The 22,680-nt window shown below is 59.2% G+C and carries 21 protein-coding genes; 13 read left to right on the top strand and 8 right to left on the bottom strand.

What is annotated here, in order from left to right:
* Positions 1 to 17: 17 nt before the first annotated feature.
* From glgC to MRBLRC7O_RS19525, 8 genes are all read left to right on the top strand, one after another.
* On the top strand, positions 18 to 1,280 hold the full coding sequence (gene glgC / locus MRBLRC7O_RS19560; protein ID WP_003508574.1) for a glucose-1-phosphate adenylyltransferase: 1,263 nt from the start codon (positions 18 to 20) through the stop codon (positions 1,278 to 1,280).
* A gap of 5 nt (positions 1,281 to 1,285) precedes the next feature.
* On the top strand, positions 1,286 to 2,728 hold the full coding sequence (glgA, locus tag MRBLRC7O_RS19555; RefSeq protein WP_060727526.1) for a glycogen synthase GlgA: 1,443 nt from the start codon (positions 1,286 to 1,288) through the stop codon (positions 2,726 to 2,728).
* A 4-nt stretch (positions 2,729 to 2,732) separates the two neighbouring features.
* Positions 2,733 to 4,361 carry an alpha-D-glucose phosphate-specific phosphoglucomutase gene (locus MRBLRC7O_RS19550; RefSeq protein WP_020809525.1) on the top strand — a complete coding sequence of 543 codons (1,629 nt, stop codon included), beginning with the start codon at positions 2,733 to 2,735 and terminating at the stop codon, positions 4,359 to 4,361.
* Between the two features lie 104 nt (positions 4,362 to 4,465).
* Positions 4,466 to 6,421, top strand: a complete 1,956-nt coding sequence (gene glgX, locus MRBLRC7O_RS19545) for a glycogen debranching protein GlgX (RefSeq protein WP_111820654.1) — start codon at positions 4,466 to 4,468, stop codon at positions 6,419 to 6,421.
* Between the two features lie 54 nt (positions 6,422 to 6,475).
* Positions 6,476 to 6,964 carry a MaoC family dehydratase gene (locus tag MRBLRC7O_RS19540; protein WP_020010027.1) on the top strand — a complete coding sequence of 163 codons (489 nt, stop codon included), beginning with the start codon at positions 6,476 to 6,478 and terminating at the stop codon, positions 6,962 to 6,964.
* Positions 6,965 to 6,987: 23 nt separating this feature from the next.
* Positions 6,988 to 8,025, top strand: a complete 1,038-nt coding sequence (locus MRBLRC7O_RS19535; protein WP_111820653.1) for a DUF2332 domain-containing protein — start codon at positions 6,988 to 6,990, stop codon at positions 8,023 to 8,025.
* 107 nt (positions 8,026 to 8,132) lie between these two features.
* Positions 8,133 to 8,672: a hypothetical protein gene (locus MRBLRC7O_RS19530; RefSeq protein ID WP_162690784.1), complete on the top strand. Its 540-nt coding sequence runs from the start codon at positions 8,133 to 8,135 to the stop codon at positions 8,670 to 8,672.
* A 142-nt stretch (positions 8,673 to 8,814) separates the two neighbouring features.
* The gene (locus MRBLRC7O_RS19525) at positions 8,815 to 9,423 is read left to right on the top strand and encodes a hypothetical protein (RefSeq protein ID WP_003508557.1); all 609 of its coding nucleotides are present in this window, start codon (positions 8,815 to 8,817) and stop codon (positions 9,421 to 9,423) included.
* Positions 9,424 to 9,510: 87 nt separating this feature from the next.
* On the opposite strand, the gene MRBLRC7O_RS19520 is transcribed toward MRBLRC7O_RS19525, so the two are convergent.
* From MRBLRC7O_RS19520 to MRBLRC7O_RS19500, 5 genes are read right to left on the bottom strand one after another with little or no spacing between them, the layout of a single operon-like run.
* Positions 9,511 to 10,065, bottom strand: a complete 555-nt coding sequence (locus MRBLRC7O_RS19520) for a sarcosine oxidase subunit gamma (protein WP_020809522.1) — start codon at positions 10,063 to 10,065, stop codon at positions 9,511 to 9,513.
* A complete protein-coding gene (locus MRBLRC7O_RS19515; RefSeq protein ID WP_111820652.1) occupies positions 10,058 to 13,018 on the bottom strand; it encodes a sarcosine oxidase subunit alpha in 2,961 nt (986 codons plus the stop codon). Before MRBLRC7O_RS19515 ends, MRBLRC7O_RS19520 begins: the two co-directional genes overlap by 8 nt.
* Positions 13,015 to 13,329 carry a sarcosine oxidase subunit delta gene (locus tag MRBLRC7O_RS19510; protein ID WP_020809520.1) on the bottom strand — a complete coding sequence of 105 codons (315 nt, stop codon included), beginning with the start codon at positions 13,327 to 13,329 and terminating at the stop codon, positions 13,015 to 13,017. The genes MRBLRC7O_RS19515 and MRBLRC7O_RS19510 overlap by 4 nt, the downstream gene beginning before the upstream one ends.
* Before the next feature lie 11 nt (positions 13,330 to 13,340).
* Positions 13,341 to 13,751, bottom strand: coding sequence for a hypothetical protein (locus tag MRBLRC7O_RS19505; protein ID WP_162690783.1), 411 nt, complete (start codon positions 13,749 to 13,751; stop codon positions 13,341 to 13,343).
* Positions 13,751 to 15,004 (bottom strand): sarcosine oxidase subunit beta family protein, encoded by a 1,254-nt coding sequence (locus MRBLRC7O_RS19500; RefSeq protein ID WP_003508543.1) that lies wholly within the window; start codon positions 15,002 to 15,004, stop codon positions 13,751 to 13,753. The genes MRBLRC7O_RS19505 and MRBLRC7O_RS19500 overlap by 1 nt, the downstream gene beginning before the upstream one ends.
* Before the next feature lie 317 nt (positions 15,005 to 15,321).
* Here MRBLRC7O_RS19500 and rpsU point away from each other — a divergent pair, with 317 nt between their 5' ends.
* Positions 15,322 to 15,549, top strand: a complete 228-nt coding sequence (gene rpsU / locus MRBLRC7O_RS19495) for a 30S ribosomal protein S21 (RefSeq protein ID WP_003508541.1) — start codon at positions 15,322 to 15,324, stop codon at positions 15,547 to 15,549.
* A 133-nt stretch (positions 15,550 to 15,682) separates the two neighbouring features.
* A complete protein-coding gene (locus MRBLRC7O_RS19490; RefSeq protein WP_020010033.1) occupies positions 15,683 to 16,579 on the top strand; it encodes a tetratricopeptide repeat protein in 897 nt (298 codons plus the stop codon).
* Between the two features lie 71 nt (positions 16,580 to 16,650).
* Here the strand turns inward: MRBLRC7O_RS19490 and MRBLRC7O_RS19485 are convergent, their stop codons facing one another.
* Positions 16,651 to 16,917 carry a DUF6074 family protein gene (locus tag MRBLRC7O_RS19485; RefSeq protein WP_020812422.1) on the bottom strand — a complete coding sequence of 89 codons (267 nt, stop codon included), beginning with the start codon at positions 16,915 to 16,917 and terminating at the stop codon, positions 16,651 to 16,653.
* A gap of 340 nt (positions 16,918 to 17,257) precedes the next feature.
* Here MRBLRC7O_RS19485 and MRBLRC7O_RS19480 point away from each other — a divergent pair, with 340 nt between their 5' ends.
* On the top strand, positions 17,258 to 17,536 hold the full coding sequence (locus MRBLRC7O_RS19480) for an exopolysaccharide production repressor protein (RefSeq protein WP_003508530.1): 279 nt from the start codon (positions 17,258 to 17,260) through the stop codon (positions 17,534 to 17,536).
* A gap of 110 nt (positions 17,537 to 17,646) precedes the next feature.
* On the top strand, positions 17,647 to 18,636 hold the full coding sequence (locus tag MRBLRC7O_RS19475) for a glycosyltransferase family 2 protein (protein WP_107677762.1): 990 nt from the start codon (positions 17,647 to 17,649) through the stop codon (positions 18,634 to 18,636).
* A 256-nt stretch (positions 18,637 to 18,892) separates the two neighbouring features.
* On the opposite strand, the gene MRBLRC7O_RS19470 is transcribed toward MRBLRC7O_RS19475, so the two are convergent.
* Complete coding sequence (locus MRBLRC7O_RS19470) at positions 18,893 to 19,861, bottom strand: polysaccharide pyruvyl transferase family protein (protein ID WP_111820651.1); 969 nt, start codon at positions 19,859 to 19,861, stop codon at positions 18,893 to 18,895.
* A 51-nt stretch (positions 19,862 to 19,912) separates the two neighbouring features.
* Complete coding sequence (locus tag MRBLRC7O_RS19465) at positions 19,913 to 20,878, bottom strand: glycosyltransferase family A protein (protein ID WP_060723447.1); 966 nt, start codon at positions 20,876 to 20,878, stop codon at positions 19,913 to 19,915.
* Between the two features lie 117 nt (positions 20,879 to 20,995).
* On the opposite strand from MRBLRC7O_RS19465, the gene MRBLRC7O_RS19460 reads away from it, so the two are divergent.
* On the top strand, positions 20,996 to 22,474 hold the full coding sequence (locus MRBLRC7O_RS19460) for a lipopolysaccharide biosynthesis protein (protein ID WP_060723448.1): 1,479 nt from the start codon (positions 20,996 to 20,998) through the stop codon (positions 22,472 to 22,474).
* The last annotated feature ends 206 nt before the right edge of the window (positions 22,475 to 22,680 follow it).

Below are 22,680 nucleotides of genomic sequence, written 5' to 3'. Positions count from 1 at the left end.
CAGAGAGGGAGGACACCATGTCGGAAAAAAGAGTTCAGCCTTTGGCGCGTGATGCAATGGCCTATGTCCTCGCAGGCGGCAGAGGCAGCCGCCTGAAGGAACTGACGGACCGCCGGGCAAAACCCGCCGTCTATTTCGGCGGCAAAGCGCGTATCATCGATTTTGCGCTTTCCAACGCGCTCAATTCCGGCATTCGCCGCATCGGCGTCGCCACGCAATACAAGGCGCACTCCCTCATTCGCCACCTGCAGCGCGGCTGGGACTTCTTCCGCCCTGAACGGAACGAGAGCTTCGACATTCTTCCCGCCTCCCAGCGCGTTTCCGAAACGCAATGGTATGAAGGCACCGCCGACGCGGTTTACCAGAATATCGACATCATCGAGCCCTATGCGCCGGAATATATGGTCATCCTCGCCGGCGACCATATCTATAAGATGGACTACGAATACATGCTGCAGCAGCATGTCGATTCCGGCGCCGACGTGACGATCGGCTGCCTTGAAGTGCCGCGCATGGATGCGACCGGTTTCGGCGTGATGCATGTGAATGAAAAAGACGAGATCATCGATTTCATCGAAAAGCCGGCCGATCCACCAGGCATTCCCGGCAATGAAGGTTTCGCGCTTGCCTCCATGGGCATTTATGTCTTCCACACGAAATTCCTGATGGAAGCGCTGCGCCGCGACGCCGCCGATCCGACCTCCAGCCGCGACTTCGGCAAGGACATCATTCCCTATATCGTAAAGCACGGCAAAGCCGTCGCCCACCGCTTCGCAGACTCCTGCGTCCGCTCGGATTTCGAGCATGGTCCTTACTGGCGCGACGTCGGCACCATCGATGCCTACTGGCAGGCCAATATCGATCTCACGGATGTGGTGCCTGACCTCGATATCTACGACAAGTCCTGGCCGATCTGGACCTATGCGGAAATCACCCCGCCGGCGAAATTCGTGCATGACGATGAGAACCGCCGCGGTTCGGCCGTGTCTTCGGTTGTTTCCGGGGACTGCATCATTTCCGGTGCGGCCCTCACCCGCAGCCTCCTGTTTACCGGCGTGCGCGCCAATTCATACTCCCGCCTTGAGAATGCCGTAGTACTGCCGAGTGTGAAGATCGGGCGTCATGCCCAGCTCAGCAATGTCGTCATCGACCATGGAGTGGTCATTCCGGAAGGACTGATTGTAGGAGAAGACCCAGAACTGGATGCCAAACGTTTCCGCCGCACTGAAAACGGCATCTGCCTTATCACCCAATCGATGATCGACAAGCTGGACCTGTAGAGCCCATGAATGTCCTTTCGGTTTCATCCGAAATCTATCCCCTGATCAAGACCGGAGGGCTCGCCGACGTTGCCGGCGCGCTCCCCATCGCGTTAGAAGCCCTTGGCGTCAGGACGCGGACATTGATACCCGGATATCCGGCGGTGAAAGCCGCCGTGACGGACCCCGTCAAATGTCTGGAATTTGCCGATCTGCTCGGCGAAAAAGCCGATGTGCTCGAAGTGCGGCATGAGGGGCTCGATCTCCTCATTCTCGATGCGCCCGCCTATTACGAGCGCTCCGGCGGCCCTTATCTCGACCAGACCGGCAAGGATTATCCAGACAATTGGAAGCGCTTCGCGGCGCTGTCGCTGGCAGCGGCCCGTATTGCCGCCGGCGCTCTTCCCGGTTGGCGGCCGGATATGGTGCATGCGCATGACTGGCAGGCCGCCATGACCCCTGTCTATATGCGTTATGCCGAAACGCCTGAGATTCCGAGCCTTCTGACCATCCACAACATCGCCTTTCAGGGCCAGTTCGGCGCCAATATCTTCAGCAAGCTGGCGCTGCCCCCGCATTCCTTCGGCATGGAAGGCATCGAATATTATAATGATGTGAGCTTCCTGAAGGGCGGCCTGCAGACGGCGACGGCGCTCAGCACCGTCAGCCCGTCCTATGCCGAGGAGATCCTCACCCCGCAATTCGGCATGGGCCTGCACGGCGTCATTGGCAGCCGCGCCCATGTGCTGCACGGCATTGTCAACGGCATCGACGCCGATGTCTGGAACCCGGCAACGGACCATCTGATCCACGACAATTATTCGGCCGCCAATCTCAAGAACCGCGCGCTGAACAAGAAAGCGGTCGCCGAACATTTCCGCATCGATGATGATGACAGCCCGCTGTTCTGCGTCATCTCCCGCCTCACCTGGCAGAAGGGCATCGACCTCATGGCGGAAGCCGTGGATGAGGTTGTTTCGCTCGGCGGCCGTCTCGTGGTGCTTGGCGCGGGCGATGTGGCGCTGGAAGGCGCGCTTCTGGCGGCGGCATCCCGCCACCATGGCCGCGTCGGCGTTGCCATCGGTTACAACGAACCGCTCTCGCATCTCATGCAGGCGGGCTGCGACGCGATCATCATTCCCTCGCGTTTCGAACCCTGCGGCCTCACCCAGCTTTACGCGCTGCGTTACGGCTGCATTCCGGTCGTCGCCCGCACCGGCGGCCTTGCCGACACGGTGATCGACGCCAACCATGCCGCCATCGCCAATAAATCGGCGACAGGCGTGCAATTTTCACCCGTCACGCTTGATGGTCTGAAACAGGCGATCCGCCGGACCGTCCGTTATTACCACGACCCGAAACTGTGGACACAAATGCAGAAACTCGGAATGAAATCCGATGTTTCCTGGGAAAAGAGCGCCGGCCTTTACGCCGCGCTATATAGCCAGCTTATTTCGAAAGGCCATTGAAACAATGATCAAGACCATCAAGACGACCCCCTTTCAGGACCAGAAGCCGGGCACATCCGGCCTGCGCAAGAAGGTGCCGGTCTTCGCCCAGGAAAATTACGCCGAGAATTTCATCCAGTCGATCTTCGACGCGCTTGAAGGCTTTCAGGGCCAGACGCTGGTGATTGGCGGCGATGGCCGTTATTACAACCGCGAAGTCATCCAGAAGGCGATCAAGATGGCCGCCGCTGCCGGTTTCGGCAAGGTTCTGGTCGGTCAGGGCGGCATTCTTTCCACACCCGCCGCCTCCAACGTCATCCGCAAATTCAAGGCCTTCGGCGGCATCGTGCTTTCCGCCAGCCATAATCCCGGCGGTCCGACCGAAGATTTCGGCATCAAATACAATATCGGTAATGGTGGTCCCGCACCTGAGAAGATCACGGACGCTATCTATGCCCGCTCGAAAGTCATCGACAGCTACAAAATCTCGGATGCCGCCGATATCGATCTAGACAAGATCGGCAGCTTCAAGGTGGACGAGCTGACGGTCGAGGTGATCGATCCGGTTGCCGACTACGCCGCCCTGATGGAAGAGCTGTTCGATTTCGACGCCATCCGCACGCTTATCGCCGGCGGCTTCAAGGTCGTGGTTGATTCCATGAGTGCCGTTACTGGCCCTTATGCCGTGGAAATCATCGAAAAGCGCCTCGGCGCACCGAAGGGTTCCGTCCGCAACGCCACACCGCTGCCGGATTTCGGCGGCCATCATCCCGACCCGAACCTTGTCCACGCCAAGGAGCTTTATGACGATGTCATGAGCCCGGAAGGCCCCGATTTCGGCGCCGCTTCCGATGGCGATGGCGACCGCAACATGGTCGTCGGCAAGGGGATGTTCGTCACGCCATCAGACAGTCTGGCCATCATCGCCGCCAATGCCAAACTCGCCCCCGGTTATGCGGCCGGCATTTCCGGTATCGCCCGCTCCATGCCGACAAGTGCGGCAGCCGACCGTGTCGCCGAAAAACTCGGCCTTGGCATGTATGAGACGCCGACCGGCTGGAAATTCTTCGGCAACCTCATGGACGCCGGCAAGGTGACGATCTGCGGCGAAGAAAGCTTCGGCACCGGCTCCAACCATGTGCGCGAAAAGGATGGCCTCTGGGCCGTGCTCTACTGGCTGAACATCGTCGCCGCGCGCAAGGAAAGCGTGAAAGACATCGTCACCAGGCACTGGGCCGAATATGGCCGCAACTATTATTCGCGCCACGACTATGAGGAAGTGGATTCGGATGCGGCGAACACGCTGGTCGCCACCCTGCGCGAAAAACTCGCGACGCTTCCCGGCACCAGCTACGGCAATCTGAAGGTCGCGGCGGCGGATGATTTTGCCTATCACGATCCGGTCGATCAGTCCGTCAGCAAAAATCAGGGCATCCGCATCCTCTTCGAAGGTGGTTCGCGCATCGTGCTGCGCCTTTCCGGCACCGGTACTGCGGGCGCGACGCTTCGCCTTTATGTCGAGCGTTACGAGGCGGATGCGGCCCGTCATGGCATCGAAACGCAGGAAGCGCTTTCCGACCTGATTGCCGTTGCCGATACGATCGCCGGCATCAGGGCCCATACCGGCCGCAACGCGCCGAGCGTTATTACGTAAGGGCTTGTCGCCCGCTCATGAGGGACGCACTGAAAGCGTCCCTCACTCGGCTTTGCCTCCCTTTCCGTTCTGGGAGAGAAACACCGTCCCCGGAGAGACTGATCATGCAGACAACTTCCGTTTTCCCCAAAGGCGCAATCCAGACGGAAAACGGAACGGAATTCACGGTCTATTCCCGGCATGCCTCCCAGATCGATCTCTGCCTTTTCGATAAAACCGGCGAAAGAGAAACGGCGCGCCTGCCGATGGTGCGCGGCGCAGACGATATTCACAGATTGATCGTCGCCGACGTCGGCCTCGGCACGCGATACGGCTTTCGCGCTCACGGCATTTACGCCCCCGAACACGGCCTCTGGTTCGATCCCGCAAAGCTGCTGCTCGATCCCTATGCCACGGAGATCGACCGCCCCTTCCGGCACGATCCGGCGCTTTACACCTTTGGCGCGGAGACCGGCGGGATCATGCCGAAGGCGATCCTTTCTGAGCACGAACCGGTCAAGCGCCATCAGCCGCATTTTGCCGAAGGCGGGCTGATTTATGAGCTTGCCGTCAAATCCTTCACGCAGTTGCATCCCGAGGTGCCGAAAGACATCAGAGGCACCGTCGCAGCACTTGCCCATCCCGCCATTCTCGCACACCTGAAAAAAATCGGCGTCGATGCGGTGGAATTGATGCCGATCACCGCTTGGATCGACGAGCGCCACCTGCCGCCTCTCGGCCTTTCCAATGCCTGGGGTTATAATCCCGTCGGCTTCATGGCGCTCGATCCGCGCCTCTGCCCCGGCGGCGTGCGGGAATTGCGAGATACGGTTGCGGCGCTGCATGCGGAAGGCATCGGCGTCATTCTCGATCTCGTCTTCAACCATACGGGTGAAAGCGATATCGAGGGCTCGATCCTGTCGTTGCGCGGGCTCGACAATCTCACCGCCTTCCGTCACCCACAGGGAAAACCGGGCGTGCTGGTCAACGATACCGGCACCGGCAATACGGTTGCCTGCGACCATCCCTATATTCGCCAGCTCATCGTCGATTCCCTCAGGCATTTTGTTCTGAATGCCGGTGTGGACGGCTTCCGTTTCGATCTCGCGCCGGTGCTCGGAAGAACGGCCGCCGGCTTCGACATGGCGAGCGAGACGCTGGCCGCCATGCATTCGGACCCGGCGCTTTACGACCGGATATTGATCGCCGAACCCTGGGATATCGGTCCCGGCGGATATCAGCTCGGCAATTTCCCTGAAAGCTTCCTCGAGTGGAACGATCGCGCCCGCGACGACATGCGCCGTTTCTGGCGTGGTGATGCCGGCACGACCGGGGCGCTGGCCAATGCGCTGTCCGGCTCATCGCCGATCTTTTCCCGCCATGGCCGCGCGAAAAGCCGCAGCGTCAATTTCCTTGCCGCCCATGACGGTTTTACCCTGTTCGATCTTGTCAGCCATGAACGCAAGCACAATGAAAGGAACGGCGAGAGCAATCGCGACGGCCACAATGACAACCGTTCCTGGAACAACGGTTTTGAAGGCCTGACCGATGATCCCGCCATTGTCGCCGCCCGGCTTGCGGATGTGAAAGCGCTGCTTTCCACGCTTTTCGTCAGCCGCGGCGCCCTGATGCTGACGGCGGGCGACGAGGGCGGCCGCAGCCAGCAGGGCAACAACAATGCCTATTGCCAGGACAATGAGATCAACTGGGTCGACTGGTCATCGCTTGTCCCCGAACTGATCGACCACACGGCCTTTCTTGCCGCATTGCGCAAACGTTTCGGCGTGTTTTCTGAGACGGGCTTCTTTTCCGGCAGGGACGATGTGACATGGCTTGCCCCCGCCGGAGAACCGATGACGACAGCAGATTGGGAAAGACCGGATGCGCAGGCCTTCGCCATGCTGCTTTCCACCCCGGACCGGGAGACCGGCGAGGATACCGAGCTTGCCGTTCTTATCAATCGCGGCCGCGAGATCGTTCCCTTCACCCTGCCGGGTGATGGCTGGCGCGCCATAGGTACGGATTTCGGCAATCCCGCCTTCCTGCCCGCCCGTTCGGTGGTGTTTTATCTGCGCAGTTGATCCCTTCGCGTCACGAGCCGTATAAGTCGCGGGAAACAATGCGGACGAGGTAACATGACAAAAGAAATTGCGCTGGCGGAAATGAAGGATCGCGTCGGCACGGAAATGGGCGTTTCCGACTGGATCACCGTTGACCAGACGATGATTGATGCCTTCGCAAAAGCGACGCTGGACGAACAGTTCATCCACACCGACCCGGAACGCGCCAAAGCGGAAAGCCCCTTCGGCGGCACCATCGCCCATGGCTTCCTGACGCTCTCCCTGCTTTCGGCCCTGAATTACGATGCCCTGCCCCGCATTCGCGAACAGACCATGGGCATCAATTACGGCTTCGATGCCATCCGTTTCGTCACGCCGGTCAAAAGCGGCGCGCGGGTGCGTGGCCGTTTCACGCTGGCGGAAGCGCGTTTTCGCGGGGCCGCCATGCTGATGACGACTTATGACGTGACGGTGGAAATCGAAAACGAGAAAAAACCGGCGCTTACCGCACGCTGGACCACCATCAGCCAGTTCAACCCGGAGGACAGGCCGCAAGACGCCTGAAACCGCCGCAAGGGAGAGAGCGCATGCATGACGAAGCCGTAAGGAATGCGTTTCTCGTGCAGGCAAGAGCCTGCGACAGCCTTGGCTCGCCCTTTACCGCACGGCTATGCCGCGCGGTGGCAGCAAGGCTCGACCGCCAGACGGAGGTGGGCGAGCGGATTTTATCCTGGCCCGGCGATGTCGGCCCCTCCGGCGATTCCGTTCCCCTGCGGTTGGCGGGCGCCCTGCATGCGCTTGCCATCAAGGAAAAGATCGCGCCGCTTGTCGATATCCCGCCGGAAGACGAGGAGGCTCTCTGGCAGGCTTGCGCCAGCGCCCTGCGTTTTCATTCCGCCTTCATCCTTGAAAGGTTGAAATCACCACCGCAGACCAACGAGGTTCGCCGTTCCGCCGTGCTGCTGCCGGGCTTTCTTTCGATTGCGGAATTGACCGGCAAACCGCTGGTGCTTTCCGAAGTGGGAGCCAGCGCCGGCCTCAACCTGCAATTCGACCGTTACCAATATCACCTCGGCAAACTCACCTGGGGCGAACAATCCGATGTTATCCTGTCACCAGAATGGCGCGGCAATACCCCACCCCATGGGCGGATCGAGGTTATCGAGCGCGCCGGCTGCGATCTCAACCCGCTCGATCCGTCATCGGCCGAGGATCGTCTGCGCCTGATGTCCTATGTCTGGGCCGACCAGACCGACCGTCTGGAGCGTACCGCCGCCGCATTACGGATTGCGGTGGAGAACGGCCTGCAGGTCGAAAAGGCCGACGCCGTAGACTGGCTGAAACGCCGCCTTGCCACGCAATATCCGGGTACTGCCCACGTCGTCTATCATACCGTCGCCTGGCAATATCTGCCCGATCCCTTGAAACAGGCAGGCGAGGCACTGATCGCCGAGGCCGGAACCCGTGCCACGCTGGAGGCCCCGCTTGCCCGCCTGCAAATGGAGGCGGATGCGACGTCCGGCAGTGCCGCCATTACCCTGCAAATCTGGCCGACCGGCGAGAAGCAGGAAATCGGCCGCGCCGATTTCCATGGGCGATGGGTGCAATGGCGGGGCTGGAAATAAGGGCAAAAAAATTTAGACGAAGAGATCGCCCAAAATCCAACTAGTACTTGTAAAATGAATACAACCATGCTCCTCTTCTTGAGACCTTATCTAGAGGGGGATTCTAATTGCGTATCAAAACCCCAAAAATCATAAATATTCTTATGTTTTGGACGTTAATTTCGACCCCGGTGCTCGCCCAGCAACAAATGGGATCGCAAGCCGCCATGAATGCGTGCGCAAACATTGCCACCTTACTGCAGATGGGAGGGCCACAACTGCAATCTGCATTTGGGCAGCATGCACTATTTGCAATTTTTCAACAAACTGGTGGAACAGGTCGCTATCTACCCCTAGTACAACTTGGACCTGTTCATAACGTTATGATAGGCGGGGAAAATGTACTTCCGTTGGGCAGTTTTTTGACTTGCCGGACCGTTCATCAGAATGGATATGCGGATTGGCAGCTTGCATTTTCTCAAATGACGCAGAGATTTGAGAATTTTCAGTTCAATTCGGTGCCTGGTGGAAACCCAAATCCAAACCCGACTCCGAATCCGACGCCAAATCCCAATCCCAATCCCAACCCGAATCCCACACCGAATCCGGTGCCAAAACCACCTTCGGATAATCAGGCCTGTCAAAAATTTCCCGAACTTTGCCCCTGAGGTGAACGCCATGATTACGAGACGCAGTCTTATTGTCGGATGCGGCGCAAGCCTCGCACTACCCGGGATATGCCGATGCCAGACATATAACGGATGCACGCTAACCGCCTCGGAGATTGCATCCGAAACGGATAACAAAACGATGGAGTTCTCCTACGTCGACGGCCAGGCTCCAATCGCCACGTCTGGAGACAAAGACTTCGACTACGCGCTGGCGCAGACCCTGAACTATCTCAGTAATCTTTTCGATGTCCTGCCCGGCTTCACTTATCTCGACGACGCGAAGGGGAAAAATGCCTATGCCAGTTCGGCCAACTATATGGGGCGCTCGGACGGTACGGTTCTTTTTGGCCTACGTTTTCTACAGGAATTTCTCAATCAGCCAGCCTATCCCGCCGCTTACATCGCAGCCGTATGCGCTCATGAGTTCGGGCATATCGCACAATATAAATATGGAATAGACGACCGATTGCGCGGGCAGCCGACCGTAAAAAGAATAGAGCTACATGCGGACTATCTAGCGGGATATTTTGCGGGCAACCGCAAGCTAGATAACGCAAATTTCCCGGCAGCGGTTATCGCCCAGGCACAATTCAGCGTGGGAGATCACGCAGTTGATAATCCCGGGCACCACGGCACGCCGGACGAGCGCGGAAATGCCGTAAAAGCCGGTTTTCTTGCCAGTTATCGTCAACGCCTAAAGTTCAAAGATGCACTGGAAGCCGGCGTTGCATATGTCCAAACCCTCTAAATTAAACACCCTGCCTGACTTTGGCTTTAAAAACTCCATGTCTTCAGACAGATATAAGCCGCTCTCTTTTTAAAGCGCTTGAAGAGTCTAAACCGCCACGTCCGCCGCCGCCTCCTGCAGCAGCCCGCCGACATATTCGGCAAAGGAGCGCCAGCATTCCACCCGGAACGTATCGTCCGCGGTGCGCAGCAGCACCACTTCCGCCTTGCCGAAGACGGTGCGTGAGCAAGCGCCGACAGGGAATTTTGCGTGAGAAAGGTCCTGCGGGCAGCCGGCATTGAGCGCTGCTTCCGCGCCAGCGCCGGAGACGATGACGGCCGTGTTGCGGTGGGAAACATCGGTTGCCGAAAACAGGCCCGCAACATTGGCGAGCGCTGCCATCAGGTCGCTTTCGCCCTGATCAATCACCAGCCATTCATCCGGCCCAATCCACAGGGCGGAACGCAGGCCCGACGTGACGGAACTCTTCGGGCTGGTGGGCAGCGCAAGACCGAGCGCTTCGGACAGCGCCGGTACGGCGCTTTCCCGTGCGCGTAGCGACAGCCGCGAGGCGGAAGCCGCAGGCTTGAGCGATACGAAGGGAGAGCCGCCGTGAAAATCCTCAAGCACGGATTTGCGTTTTGCGTGCAGCATGTCAGCCATTGAGACGGGCTCCTTCCTTGTCGAGGAAGACCATGTCGGTCACTTCGACGGCAATGGTTTTATCGGCAAGTGGAATATAGAGCGTTTCGCCCATGCGCGCCCTGCCATCCGCCACCAGCGCAAAAGCGATGGAATGGCCGAGATTTTCCGACCAGTAGGCGGAGGTGACATGGCCGAGCATGGTCATCGGTTTCGGCTGGTTCGGATCAACGACGATCTGGCCGCCCTCATCCGGAACGGTCAGCCGGTCCTTGGTCTTCAGGCCAACAAGCTGCTTACGGCCGGAGCGCGTGAGATCGGGGCGTTTCAGCCCGCGGATACCGACGAAATCCGTCTTCTTTTTCGAAACGGCCCAGGCAAGCCCGGCATCGTCAGGTGTCACCGTTCCGTCCGTATCCTGCCCTACGATGATGTAACCCTTCTCGGCACGCAGGATATGCATGGTTTCGGTGCCATAAAGGCAGCCGCCGACGGCTTCCGCCCTGTCGCGGATCGCACTCCAGACGGCGGCGCCATAATCGGCCGGCACATTGATTTCGAAGCCGAGTTCGCCGGTGAAGGAGACGCGGAAGAGGCGCGTTGGCACACCGCAGAACTTGCCTTCGGCTACCGCCATATGCGGGAAGGCTTCCGGCGACAGATCGATACCCTCAACGAAGGGCGCGATGACTTCCCGCGCCTTCGGCCCCTGCACGGCAATGACAGCCCACTGTTCGGTTGCCGAGGTGAGCCAGACGTCGAGATCGGGGAATTCGGTCTGGAGATAATCTTCCATGTGCTGGAGAACGCGGGGCGCGCCGCCCGTCGTGGTCGTGACATGGAACCGGTCTTCGGCAAGACGGCCGACAACACCGTCATCGTAAACGAAACCGTCTTCACGGGTCATGATGCCATAACGGCAGCGGCCGGGTTTCAGAGTATCCCAGGCATTGGTGTAGATAAGGTTCAGGAACTTCGCCGCATCCGGGCCGACCACCTCGATCTTGCCGAGCGTGGAGGCATCGAACACCCCGACGCTCTCACGCACCGTCTTGCATTCGCGGTTGATCGCCTCATGCATGTCCTCGCCCGCCCGCGGGAAGAACCAGGCGCGTTTCCAGTTGCCGACATCCTCGAACACCGCGCCGGCCGCAAGCTCTTCCTCGTGCATCGGCGTCTTGCGGGTGGGGTCAAACAGCGCGCCACGCGAATGGTTGATGAGCGTGCCGAAGGTGACCGGCGTATAGGGCTGGCGGAAGGTGGTGAGACCAACCTTGGGCAAATCCCGCCCAAGTGCCTCCGATGCGATGGCGAGACCATGCATGTTGGACATCTTGCCCTGATCCGACGCCATGCCGTTGGTGGTGAAGCGCTTGATATGCTCGACCGAATGCATGCCTTCGCGCACGGCAAGGCGAATATCCTTGGCGCAGACATCGTGCTGGAAATCGATGAAGGCCTTGACGCCGGTGCCCTCACCCGCGCCTTCGGCGGCACCGATCATGCCGCCCGTCCAGGCGCGCGCATTCTCGCCGGAAAACGCCACCGAACCGCCACCGGCAGCTGCCGCTTCGGCAATGATCGCGGAAAGATCATCCGTGCCGTTGCAGGCGCCGATGGAAACGCAGTTCTGCACATGGATATCCGGCAGGAAACGCTGGTTAGCCGCGTCAAACTTCAGCTTGCCGCGCGATTGCGAGAAGAGATGCACCGAGGGTGTCCAGCCGGCGGAAACGACAAGCGCATCGATGGCGATCTTGCGCTTGTTGGAGCCGCCATTGCGGCCAACGGTCATCGAGGAGACGCGCAGGCGGCCGGCGGTGTTGTAAACACTGTGACCCGCCAGCACTTCAATGCCGAGCGCCCGTGCTTCGTCCAGCAGGCGCTGATCCGGGTTCTCGCGGCAATCGACGATGGCGGCGATCTTCACCCCCGCCTTCTTGAGATCGAAGGCCGTCTCATAGGCCGAATCATGGGCGGTGTAGACCCCGACATTATGGCCGACGGCCACACCATAATGGTTGAGGTAGGTGCGGGCGGCCGCAGCCAGCATGATGCCCGGGCGGTCATTGTTAGCGAAGACCATGTGGCGCTCGATTGCGCCCGCCGCGAGCACGATCTTCTTCGCACGCACTTGCCACAGCCGCTCACGCGGCTGGTGTCTGGCGGGCGTGGCGAGATGGTCGGTCACGCGCTCGGCCAGCGCGACGAAATTGTGGTTGTAATAACCAAAGGCGGTGGTGCGCGTCAGAACCCGCACATTGGGCAGGGCTTTCAGTTCGGCGAAAACCTTCTGCGCCCATTCATAACCGGGCAGACCATCGATGGCTGCACCGGTATCGAAACGCAGCGCGCCGCCAACTTCGGCATTTTCATCCACCAGAATGACGCTGGCCCCGGTCTTTGCAGCAGCGAGCGCCGCCGTCAGGCCGGCAACGCCGGCGCCGGCGACCAGCACGTCGCAATGGGCATAACGACCGGAATAGTGATCCGCATCCGGTTCGCCCGGCGCCTTGCCGAGACCGGCGGCGCGACGGATCAGCGGTTCGTAAATCTTGTGCCAGGCAGCCTTCGGCCACATGAAGGTCTTATAATAGAAACCGGCCGCGAACATCGGCGACAGAAGATCGTTGATAGCGCTCAGATCGAAGGACAGCGACGGGAAACGGTTCTGCGAGGCGATGATCGCGCCGTCGAAAACCTCCTGAACCGTGGCGCGCACATTGGGCTGCTTGCGCAGGCTGTCGCGTGAGACATCGATCAGCGCATTCGGCTCTTCCGGTCCGGCGGAAAGGAAACCACGCGGCCGGTGATATTTGAACGAGCGGCCGATCAGATGCACGCCATTTGCCAGAAGCGCTGACGCGACCGTGTCGCCCTCCAGCGCCGGATAGATCTTGCCGTCGAAGGTGAAGCGTGCGGTTCTGGCGGGGGTCAGACGGCCAGCGCCCTTGATACGATAATCGCCGCTCATTTCCCGGCTCCCTTTTCTGCGGAAAGGACCGTTTCAGCATCGGGTTTCGGTTCACCCGCCTTGTAGGTCATCAGGAATTTGTCGCTCACCGAATCGCGGGCGGCGTTGAAGAAGCGGCCGCAGCCGTGAATGTGACGCCAGCGCTCGAAAACGAGGCCCTTGTCATTGTCGCGGATGAAGAAATACTCCGCGAAGGCCTCGTCGGAAATATCGGCGATGTTTTCCGGCCGGGCAATGTGGGCTTCGCCCGCCCAGCGGAATTCCAGTTCGGAACGGTCTTCCCCGCAATAGGGGCAATGGATCAGAAGCATCGTCGCTCCACCTAGAGAGAATTTTCCGGAAGCGCTGTTCCGGCGGGTTGGTCACACAGCCGTCTGCCCATCGAAACGAACGGAGAAAGCCGCTTTAAAAGTTGCTCGAAATTATCGAATGGCCTCAGCGCCGAGGCCCGGCCCATATTGACGATGGCAACCGCCATCATGTCGGTGTCGATCGCGAAGGGGTAGTCCTGCTTACCGTCGTCCTGCTCGCCGACGAAATAAACCATCTTCGTCGTAAGGCTCGGCGCGCAGAGAAGCAGGCCCTTTTCCGCCACGAAGGGCCAGTCTTTCTCACCCTGCATTTTCGCAATCTTCTGGCTGCGGAAATCCTTAGCCTCGGGAATGACGCTGCCGGCGGGCACGGCTGCAGCCGCGCCAGATATATTGAGCGCAAGCATAGCCGCCGCCAGCATCAATGCGCCACCGCGGCAGCGGCAGCCTCGTCGATAAGACGGCCGGTGCGGAAGCGGTCAAGCGTTAGCCCCGCCGCCAGGCGATGCGGTTCGCCACGGGCGATGAGATGCGCGAAGAGATTGGCCGAACCCGGCGTCGCCTTGAAACCGCCCGTGCCCCAGCCGCAATTGACGAAGAGGTTCTGCACCGGCGTCACGCTCTGGATAGCGGAACGATCAGGCGTGTTGTCGGTGATCCCGCCCCATTGCCGCATCATCTTGACGCGGCGGAAGATCGGGAACAGCTCGCAGATGGCGTCGAGCGTGTGGGTGATGATCTGCAGGCCGCCGGTCTGCGAATAGGAGTTATATTGGTCCGTGCCAGCGCCGATAACCAGCTCGCCCTTGTCGGACTGCGAGATATAGGCATGCACCGTGTTGGACATGACGACACAGGGGAAGATAGGCTTTAGCGGTTCCGACACCAGCGCCTGCAGCGGGTTGGAATGCAGGGGAACACGCACGTCCGCCATCTTCATGATGACCGAGGAATGACCGGCGGCGGAAACACCGATTTTTTTCGCGCCAATGAAACCGCGATTGGTCTCCACGCCCGTCACCGCGCCATCAGGCCCGCGGCGAATGCCCGTGACCTCACAATTCTGGATGATGTGCACGCCGCGGTCTGAAGCCGCGCGCGCATAACCCCAGGCTACCGCATCGTGGCGGGCCGTGCCGCCGCGACGCTGAAGGGCTGCACCATTGATCGGGTAACGCGCATTGCCGGATATATCGAGCGGCGGGCAATAGGCTTTCGCCTGCTCCGGCGTCAGCCATTCATTGTCGATGCCATAAAGACGGTTGGCATTGATATGGCGGCTGAAGGACTGCCGATCATGGATATTGTGCGACAGCATCATCACGCCGCGCGCCGAATACATGACGTTGTAATTGAGATCCTGGCTCAAGCCTTCCCACAGTTTCAGGGAATGCTCGTAAATATCCATGCTCTCTTCATAGAGATAATTGGAGCGGATGATGGTGGTGTTGCGGCCGGTATTGCCGCCGCCGAGCCAGCCTTTTTCCAGAACTGCGACATTGGTAATGCCGTGTTCCTTGGCAAGGTAATAGGCCGCTCCGAGCCCATGCCCGCCGCCGCCGATGATGACGACATCATAATCCTTGCGCGGCTCGGGTGAAGCCCATTGCGCATCCCACCCTTTATGACCCCGCAACGCCTCACGCGCCACGGCAAAAACGGAATATTTGCGCATTCGCAGTCTGCTCCTCAAGAACCGGCCAGAGGCCGTAAACATAGTTCCGGCCCGTATCATACACATGGCAAATCGGGATGGGAGGCAATATTCATTTTGCGACGTCGCAATGATTTTGTTTCGACATCGCAGGCGGAATTCCGGGCAGGCCGCATTTTGCTGGTTGATTATGCGCTAGCGGCTGGACTTGCTGCAAATGATCTGTTATTGCACGTCACCAATCGCCCAGCTCGACAGCCGGACGAACCATTTTTTGTTTGCGTGTGAATGCCTTTATTCACACAGCAAGATAACCAAACTAAAGGAACGGGTTTAACGTGCAGGTACTAGTCCGCGACAATAACGTTGATCAGGCGCTCCGCGCCCTGAAGAAAAAGATGCAGCGCGAAGGCATTTTCCGTGAAATGAAAATGCGCGATTATTACGAAAAGCCCTCCCAGAAGCGCGCCCGCGAAAAGGCTGAAGCCGTTCGCCGCGTTCGCAAGCTGGCACGCAAGCGTGCACAGCGCGAAGGTCTGGTTGCAGGCCCCCGCGCAGGCCGTTAATAGGCCGTCTTTTGGACGTTTTTGAATGCTTGTTGGGCGGGGGCGATCAATTCGCCGCCGCTCTTTGTGTTTGTGGCCGGAGAATGTTCTTGAGAATGATCGTGAGACCGGCCTGCGAGGGAACCCACACCGAATGATCGCTGTCGACGCCTGTGTTGTGAAAAACTCCGATGCCTCCACGCGCCGGGTGCCATTGAAAAACAACAGAGGGTTCCGCGCTTCTCTGGTCATCTGTACCGTCCTTGCCGGTCTTTCCGGCTGCGCGACATCCAACCAGACGGAAGATGTGTTCCGGATCGACCGCGCCCAGGGTTCGCAGGAAAATATCGCCTCGCTCACCTCGGTCATCAACGCCAATCCGCAGGATCCCGAAGGCTACAATGTCCGTGGCTCGGCTTACGGCCGCGCCGGCGATTCGCGCCGCGCCATCGAGGATTTCAACAAGGCGCTGCAGCTGAACCCGCGCTTTTACCAGGCCTACGCCAACCGCGCATTGGTTTACCGCAATAGCGGACAGCAGCAGCAGGCCTTGCAGGACTACAACGCCGCCCTGCAGATCAATCCGAGCTATGACGTGGCGCTGATCGGCCGTGGCAATCTTTACCGCCAGTCCGGACGCGTGAACGAAGCTTTCAACGATTTCTCCCGCGCCATCGAGCTTGAAACCACCGACGGACGCGCCTGGCACAATCGCGGCCTGATCTACCAGCTGCGCAACCAGCATGCCCAGGCCATCGAAGACTTCTCCAAGGCGATCTCGCTGTCGTCGACATCGCCGGAGCCCTATAACGGCCGCGGCCTTTCTTACGTCGCACTCAATGACGACGAAAACGCCTTCGCGGATTTCAACCACGCCATTTCGCTTGACGGTAATGTGGCAGAATCCTGGGCCAACCAGGCGCTCGTCTATGAGCGGCGCGGCGAGATGGCCAAGGCCGCCAAGTCCTATGGGCATGCGGCCCGGCTCGACCCGAAATACAAGCCTGCACTTGACGGCGTTGCCCGCACACGCGGCGCCGGCGCCTCCTGATCAAACGGACACGAACAAAAAAGCCGGCGGGTCTGTCACCCGCCGGCTTTTTTATGGAAAACCCTGAGGCTTCAATGGCTGTCTCGGCGTGCCTCGGGTGTGGCGTCACCCGCCCACAATTCCGCCTGCACCGCATTTTGAAACTCCATGACTTCACGCCGCATAGCGGCGTCCTCATAACCGAGTTCCGTCAGATAGGCGGCCAGTTCACGGCACTCCCTGCGCCAGAAATCATTCGCCTCCACACCATGCAGCCGGTCGAGCATGGTTGCACATCGTTTAACGTCGGCAATACGGTTCTTTGCCGGAAAGGCTATTACTTCTGAACTCGTTGTCACGCGGGCACCTTGCTCTTGCTGAGGAATCAATACCGACTTTTTAAAGGCGAGATGGTTAACGAAGTCTGCAGAGGACGTAAGACAGCGAGCAATGGCCGCAAGAGAAGGCTTTTATGCCTCTCAAAAGCATGGAATCGCATGGTAAGGCAGCCCCGATCGGGGGAAGTCAGCAATTACCGAGGAATTTACCAATCAAGATTACCGAAATTTCATGCCGCAACCGTTAGAAGAAGTATATGTGTGTTGAAACAGCACCGGTCTCATCGTATATTTCTTGCAAAGAAAAAAAATGCCGCAGCGCAGTCAAAAATGGAGAAATCGTTCTCGGGAGGAGAGCACCATGTATGCACCTCGTGTTTTTTTCAGCATGATCGGTGCATTGCTTGCCTTTGCGGTTGCGACATATTTCATCCACGGCTCCTTCTATACGGCATTCATCCAGACCCTCATCTGTGCGGTCATTCTGCAAGTCGGTTATTTTATTGGGATTCTTGTTCTGGTCGCCCGGGAAAAACGGCGCATGCGGGAAACCTTCGCGGGGGACCGTGGCACCGAGGCAATACAGGCGGACGCCGTAAAAAGCCCGCCGCCGCATGGCGCCAAACTGACCGATATGTGAGTTTTTACGCAGCTTCTTTTATTGCGTCGCAAAAAAATCGCTTGCATCCACACGCCTGACACTTTCTGCTGGCCAAATCCTGACGGTTGGTCAAAGCAGAAGGACAACACATGGTGAGTGGTTCACAGCCCATTTGCGTCATCATCGCTGCGAAAAATGCATCCGAAACGATCGATATAGCCATCCGCTCCGCCCTTGTGGAGCCGGAGGTCGGGGAAGTCGTGGTTATCGACGACGGTTCCACCGATACGACGAGCGATGTGGCGCATGCGGCGGATGATGGCACGGGCCGTCTGCGGGTCGTGCGATTCGATGTCAATCGCGGCCCTTCGGCCGCGCGCAACCACGCCATCTCGATTTCATCCGCGCCGTTGATCAGCATTCTCGATGCGGACGACTTCTTTTTCCGGGGTCGTTTCGCCGCCATGCTGGCCGATGACGACTGGGATCTCGTGGCCGACAATATTGCCTTCATCCAGCAATCGGTCCCCGGCGCATCCTCCATGCAGCCGGTCCGTTTCGAACCGCAGGCGCGGTTTCTGTCGCTCACGGAATTTGTGGAAGGTAATATTTCCAGGCCCGGTGTGGAGCGCGGGGAGACCGGCTTTCTGAAACCGGTGATACGCCGCGCTTTTCTCGACAAACATGCATTGCGTTACGATGACGGCCTGCGGCTTGGCGAGGACTACGAACTTTACGTGCGGGCGCTGGCCGCCGGTGCACGTTACAAGGTCATCCGCCATTGCGGTTACGGCGCGATCGTGCGCGGCAACTCGCTGAGCGGCCGTCACCGCACCGAAGATCTTCGCCGCCTATATGAGGCGGATAAGGCCATTCTCGCCGGTTGCCGGCTCTCGGCAGAGGAAACGGCGATCCTGCGCGAACATGAAAAACATATCCGCGCCAAATTCGAGCTCCGTCATTTTCTCGATGCGAAAAAGCAGAAGGGCATGGGCGGTGCGCTGAGCCACGCCCTGACGCGGCTGCCCGCCCTGCCCGCCATCACGCGCGGCATCTGGACCGACAAGACCGCGCGCTTCCGCAAACCGTTGCCAGTGCGGGATGTTCGTTATCTGCTGGATGGCACGCCGGTTTCGTGAGGGTAGAACCCACTGCCGCAAGAACGACGACAAGTCCGCCGTTCCCTCCTCCGTCATGCCGGACTTGATCCGGCATCCAGCCACGGCACACCTACTCCGTGAAAGAGTCTTTCGCGATCAATAACTTGATCGCGCTGGACCCCGGGCCAAGCCCGGGGTGACGGCCTGCGGATGCTCCGCTTTGCCAAACGCATAGGTGCCGCTGCACTTTATCCGTGGCGCGAAAGGAAGCACCGCCGCGGACTATCTTGGACCCTCAGAGATAGTCCCGCTTCACCGTTTCCAGAACGGCGGCGAAACGCTCCTTGCGCTCCTCCAGCCGGCCATCCGGGCTGAGACGCGGCTCCGCACGGCTTGCCTGCCAGAGCGCCAGTGTGGAAGGCGCGGCCAGCACCTGCTTGGCCAGTTTGCGCAGGGATCGGGGCTGCGTCTCCTGCGGTCGCACCAGCACATCGCCCTCATGCGCCGGGCCCCCATGCATCAGAACGGAACCGGTCTCGGCAATGACCGGGCCTGGCGGCGGCGGGAAACTCATGCCCCAGAAGCGCGAGCCCTTTTTCGCCGCCTCGGCGCGGGTTGAAACCGGCACGTAGCGCGGCTGATATTCGACACCCACGCTGCCGGCCCAGTCGCTCCATTTGAAGCTGTTGATCGACGGCGAGGTGCTGACCGCGACCCACGGCACGCGGAAGGCATCGGCAAGGATTGCGCCATGCATGGATTCGGCGACGATGAATTCCGACTGGGCGATGGCGCAGATGACCGCTTTCGCCTCGCCGCGCGGGTCGAGATAGGTTAGCCCCGCCGGTTCGCAGACCGTTTCCCACATGCCGAATTCCGCCGATTCCCAATGGGGAACGAAGGTCTTCCTGTAGAGCTTCGGCAGGCCTTTGAAGTCAGGCATCTCGGTGACCATGACAGCCGGGTCGACAATGCCCTTTTCAGGGGCGAGCCCGAGCTTGGCGGCGGTTTTGTCGCCGCGCACACAGCGAATATCCCAGAACTCGGTGCTGGTATCCGGCACTGCGCCATAACCATAGCCGCTGCCGATCACCAGCTTGCGCTGCTTTGCGGGCAAAAGAACATCGTTCAGCACGGTGCCGACGCCGACCAGCATGACATCGTCATGCACATCGCGCAGGCCCGGAAGCAGAAAGTCCCACAGCCACAGGTTGAGATCGTCACCGAAATTGCCGTGATGAGATTCCCAGTGGTAAGGTTTCATGAGGTCACTCCTGGGTGAAAAACATATAAATTCTTGTGGGCGAGAATTCGCTCATCTCGAGCGGACGATTTTTCCGGCACCGAGTTCGAAAGCAGCACGCAGCAGTGCGGGATCGCGCATCGCCCATTTCAGAAGCAGTCCGAATTCGGGCGCCTTGCGCCGTTTCAGATTGCCCGCCTGACTCCACAGCGCCTGTTTGCGCGCCGTGTTTTTATAGGAAGCGATGGAGGCGACATCGTCCGGCCGGCGTGAAAAACGGCCCTCCAGCGTATCGAGCGCCACCCAGGTATTGAACTGCTGGCGCAGGAATTCCGGAGAGGTATTGTCGATGCTGTGGAAGATATTGACGCCCATGCCACGCATCGCGCCGGCATCGTCACACAGAAGCGTCCGCTTCGATGCGAGGATGGAATCACAGAAAAACAGCACGTCTTCCGCCGCCAGACGCAGCGCCGGGTCGAAGCGGATCTTCTCGAAAAGAGGACGGCCGATCACCATGCAGGAGAGATGCAGGAAGCTCCAGTTGCGCAGCATGACACTTGCCAGATCCGGCAGTTCGATCACCAGCGGCTTCTCGGAAAGCCTTGCCGCACCCTCATTTTTTTCCAGCTCGGAAATGGCGAAATGATAATAAAATTCGTCACTTGCCTGCATTGAGGCCCAGTAGCACTCGCCGCCATAGGTCTGAAGCGCGAAGGCGGCATTGCGCAGATGATCGGGTGTCCAGATATCGTCGGAATCCAGAAAGGCGACATAGTCGGTGCCATCAGGGACATTGTCCAGACCGGTATTGCGGGCGCCGCCCGGTCCGCCGTTGGACTGTTTAATGACGATAATCCGGTCTTTCTGTTCCTGCGAAATTTCCGCAAGTTCCTGATCGATCGGGTATGGCGATTCGTCATCGACGATGACAAGATCGAAGTCCTGGTAAGTCTGCGCAAAAACCGATGCGAGTGCACGTCCCAAGATACCGTGCTGCTTTTGGTAGTAGGGAATGACGACAGTAAATCTTGCCATTGTTTCGCCCCTTGCGTTGATCAAGAAGTGTCGGGCCCGATCCTAAAAGCGGCCCCGATGGTATCGGCAACTCCCAACCGGCTTCCTCCCGCCGGCCTCCAGAAACAGGATGCTTGTATGCCCCCAGCGCCAAATGTAAAGACCATCACCACGAATGTCGGCTGGAGCGTTTTATCAAAAACAGGGACATTCGGGCTTAAATTTGTCACGGTCCCCATTCTCGCACGGTTGCTTTCCCCGGAGGAATTCGGGGTGGTGGCGGTAGGACTAACGGTTGTACAGTTTCTGACCATGATCGCCGGCGCGGGGCTCACCTCTGCCCTCATCGTCGAAAAGGAAGAGGATATGGAAACGATCCATACCGTCTTCTGGGCCAATCTGGCGATCTCCTGCACCATGGCTGCCGTCCTCTACATCTGGGCGGAGTTTTTCGGCGGGCTGCTGGGTGCAGTGGAAAGCGCCTATCTGCTGCGCATCATGGCCTTCCTCATTCCGCTGCAGCTTGCTGGCGATGTTGCCTATTCGCTGCTCGCCCGGCGCATGAATTTCAGCAAGGACGCGCTTTGGAGCATGGCGTCGGAAAGCATCGCCGCGGTTGTCGCCGTGGTGCTCGCCCTTCTCGGCTTCGGCGTCTGGGCGCTCATCATTCAGCTTTTCGCCGCCGCCCTCATCCGGCTTGTCGGGCTGTATGCCGTTTCCCGCTACTGCCCGCGTTTCGTCATGAAACCGCGCCGTCTCGTGCCGCTTCTCGGCTTCAGTTCGGGGCTGATGGGATCGGAAATCGCCAATTTCGTCACCTTCCAGTCACCGATGGTGGTCATTGCCCGACACCTGGGTCTGGCGGATGCCGGCGCCTATTCCGCCTCCAATCGTTTCGCCAGCATTCCCAATCAGGTGGTTCTGTCCGCCGTCATGGGCGTTCTGTTTCCCGCCTTCAGCCGCATGATGGACGATCCGCAGCGCCGTCGTGATGCACTGATGTTCAGCACGCAGGTTCTGACCGTGCTCTTGGCGCCGATGATGTTCGGCCTCTGGGCCGTGGCCGAGCCCGCCATGCTTGTCATCTTCGGGCAGAACTGGGCCTATGCCTGGCCGGTTCTCGGCCTGCTGGCGCTATCGAAGGCCATTCTGACACCATGCAGCACCTTCATCCCCTACCTGAAGGGTGCAGGTTACGGCCGCGTATTGTTCTGGTCGGCGACGATCCGCGCCATCGTCACCACGGTGGCAGTGTGGCTCGCAGCACTTTACGGCACGCTGATCGACGCCATGGTCTGGCTCTGCATCGTCAATGCGGTAACGCTGGTCGCCTATTCCTGGGCGGTGTTCAAGGCGAGCGACACACCGTTCTTCCGCGGCCTTTATGTCAGCAGCAGGCCGATGATCGCGGCACTCGTGATGGCCGTTGCGGTGCGTTATCTGCTTCACGTTCTGGCTGAGCGCATTCCCAGTGCCACCCTTCAGGTTCTCATCGGCGCAGCCGTGGGCGGCGTCATCTACGGGGTGCTGATCCTGCTCACCGAACGCGCGCTGCTTGGGAAAATCTTAGGCATGGTCAAATCGCGGCGTATGCGGGACACTGCAACCCAAGGTTAGAAATATAGCGGAAAAATGCGCCTCATTTCCGCCGTTAAGCGCCCTCGCCGCGAGGTTTTCATTCACCGCGGCGAGGTAAAGTCACCCGTCTTTTTGCAGCGCAACATCACGACAAATGACAAATTCACACGCTTCAGCGATTTTTAACGATGTGTGAGTTTGTAAAAATTGCAGTTATTTCAATTAGTTGACTTCTATTCAGCGAA

The organism is Agrobacterium radiobacter (assembly GCF_040801995.1).
In the GTDB taxonomy this organism is placed as follows: Bacteria; Pseudomonadota; Alphaproteobacteria; order Rhizobiales; family Rhizobiaceae; genus Agrobacterium; species Agrobacterium radiobacter.
The sequence above is the reverse complement of the archived record's forward strand: the minus strand, read 5'-3'. Positions and strand labels throughout refer to the sequence as shown.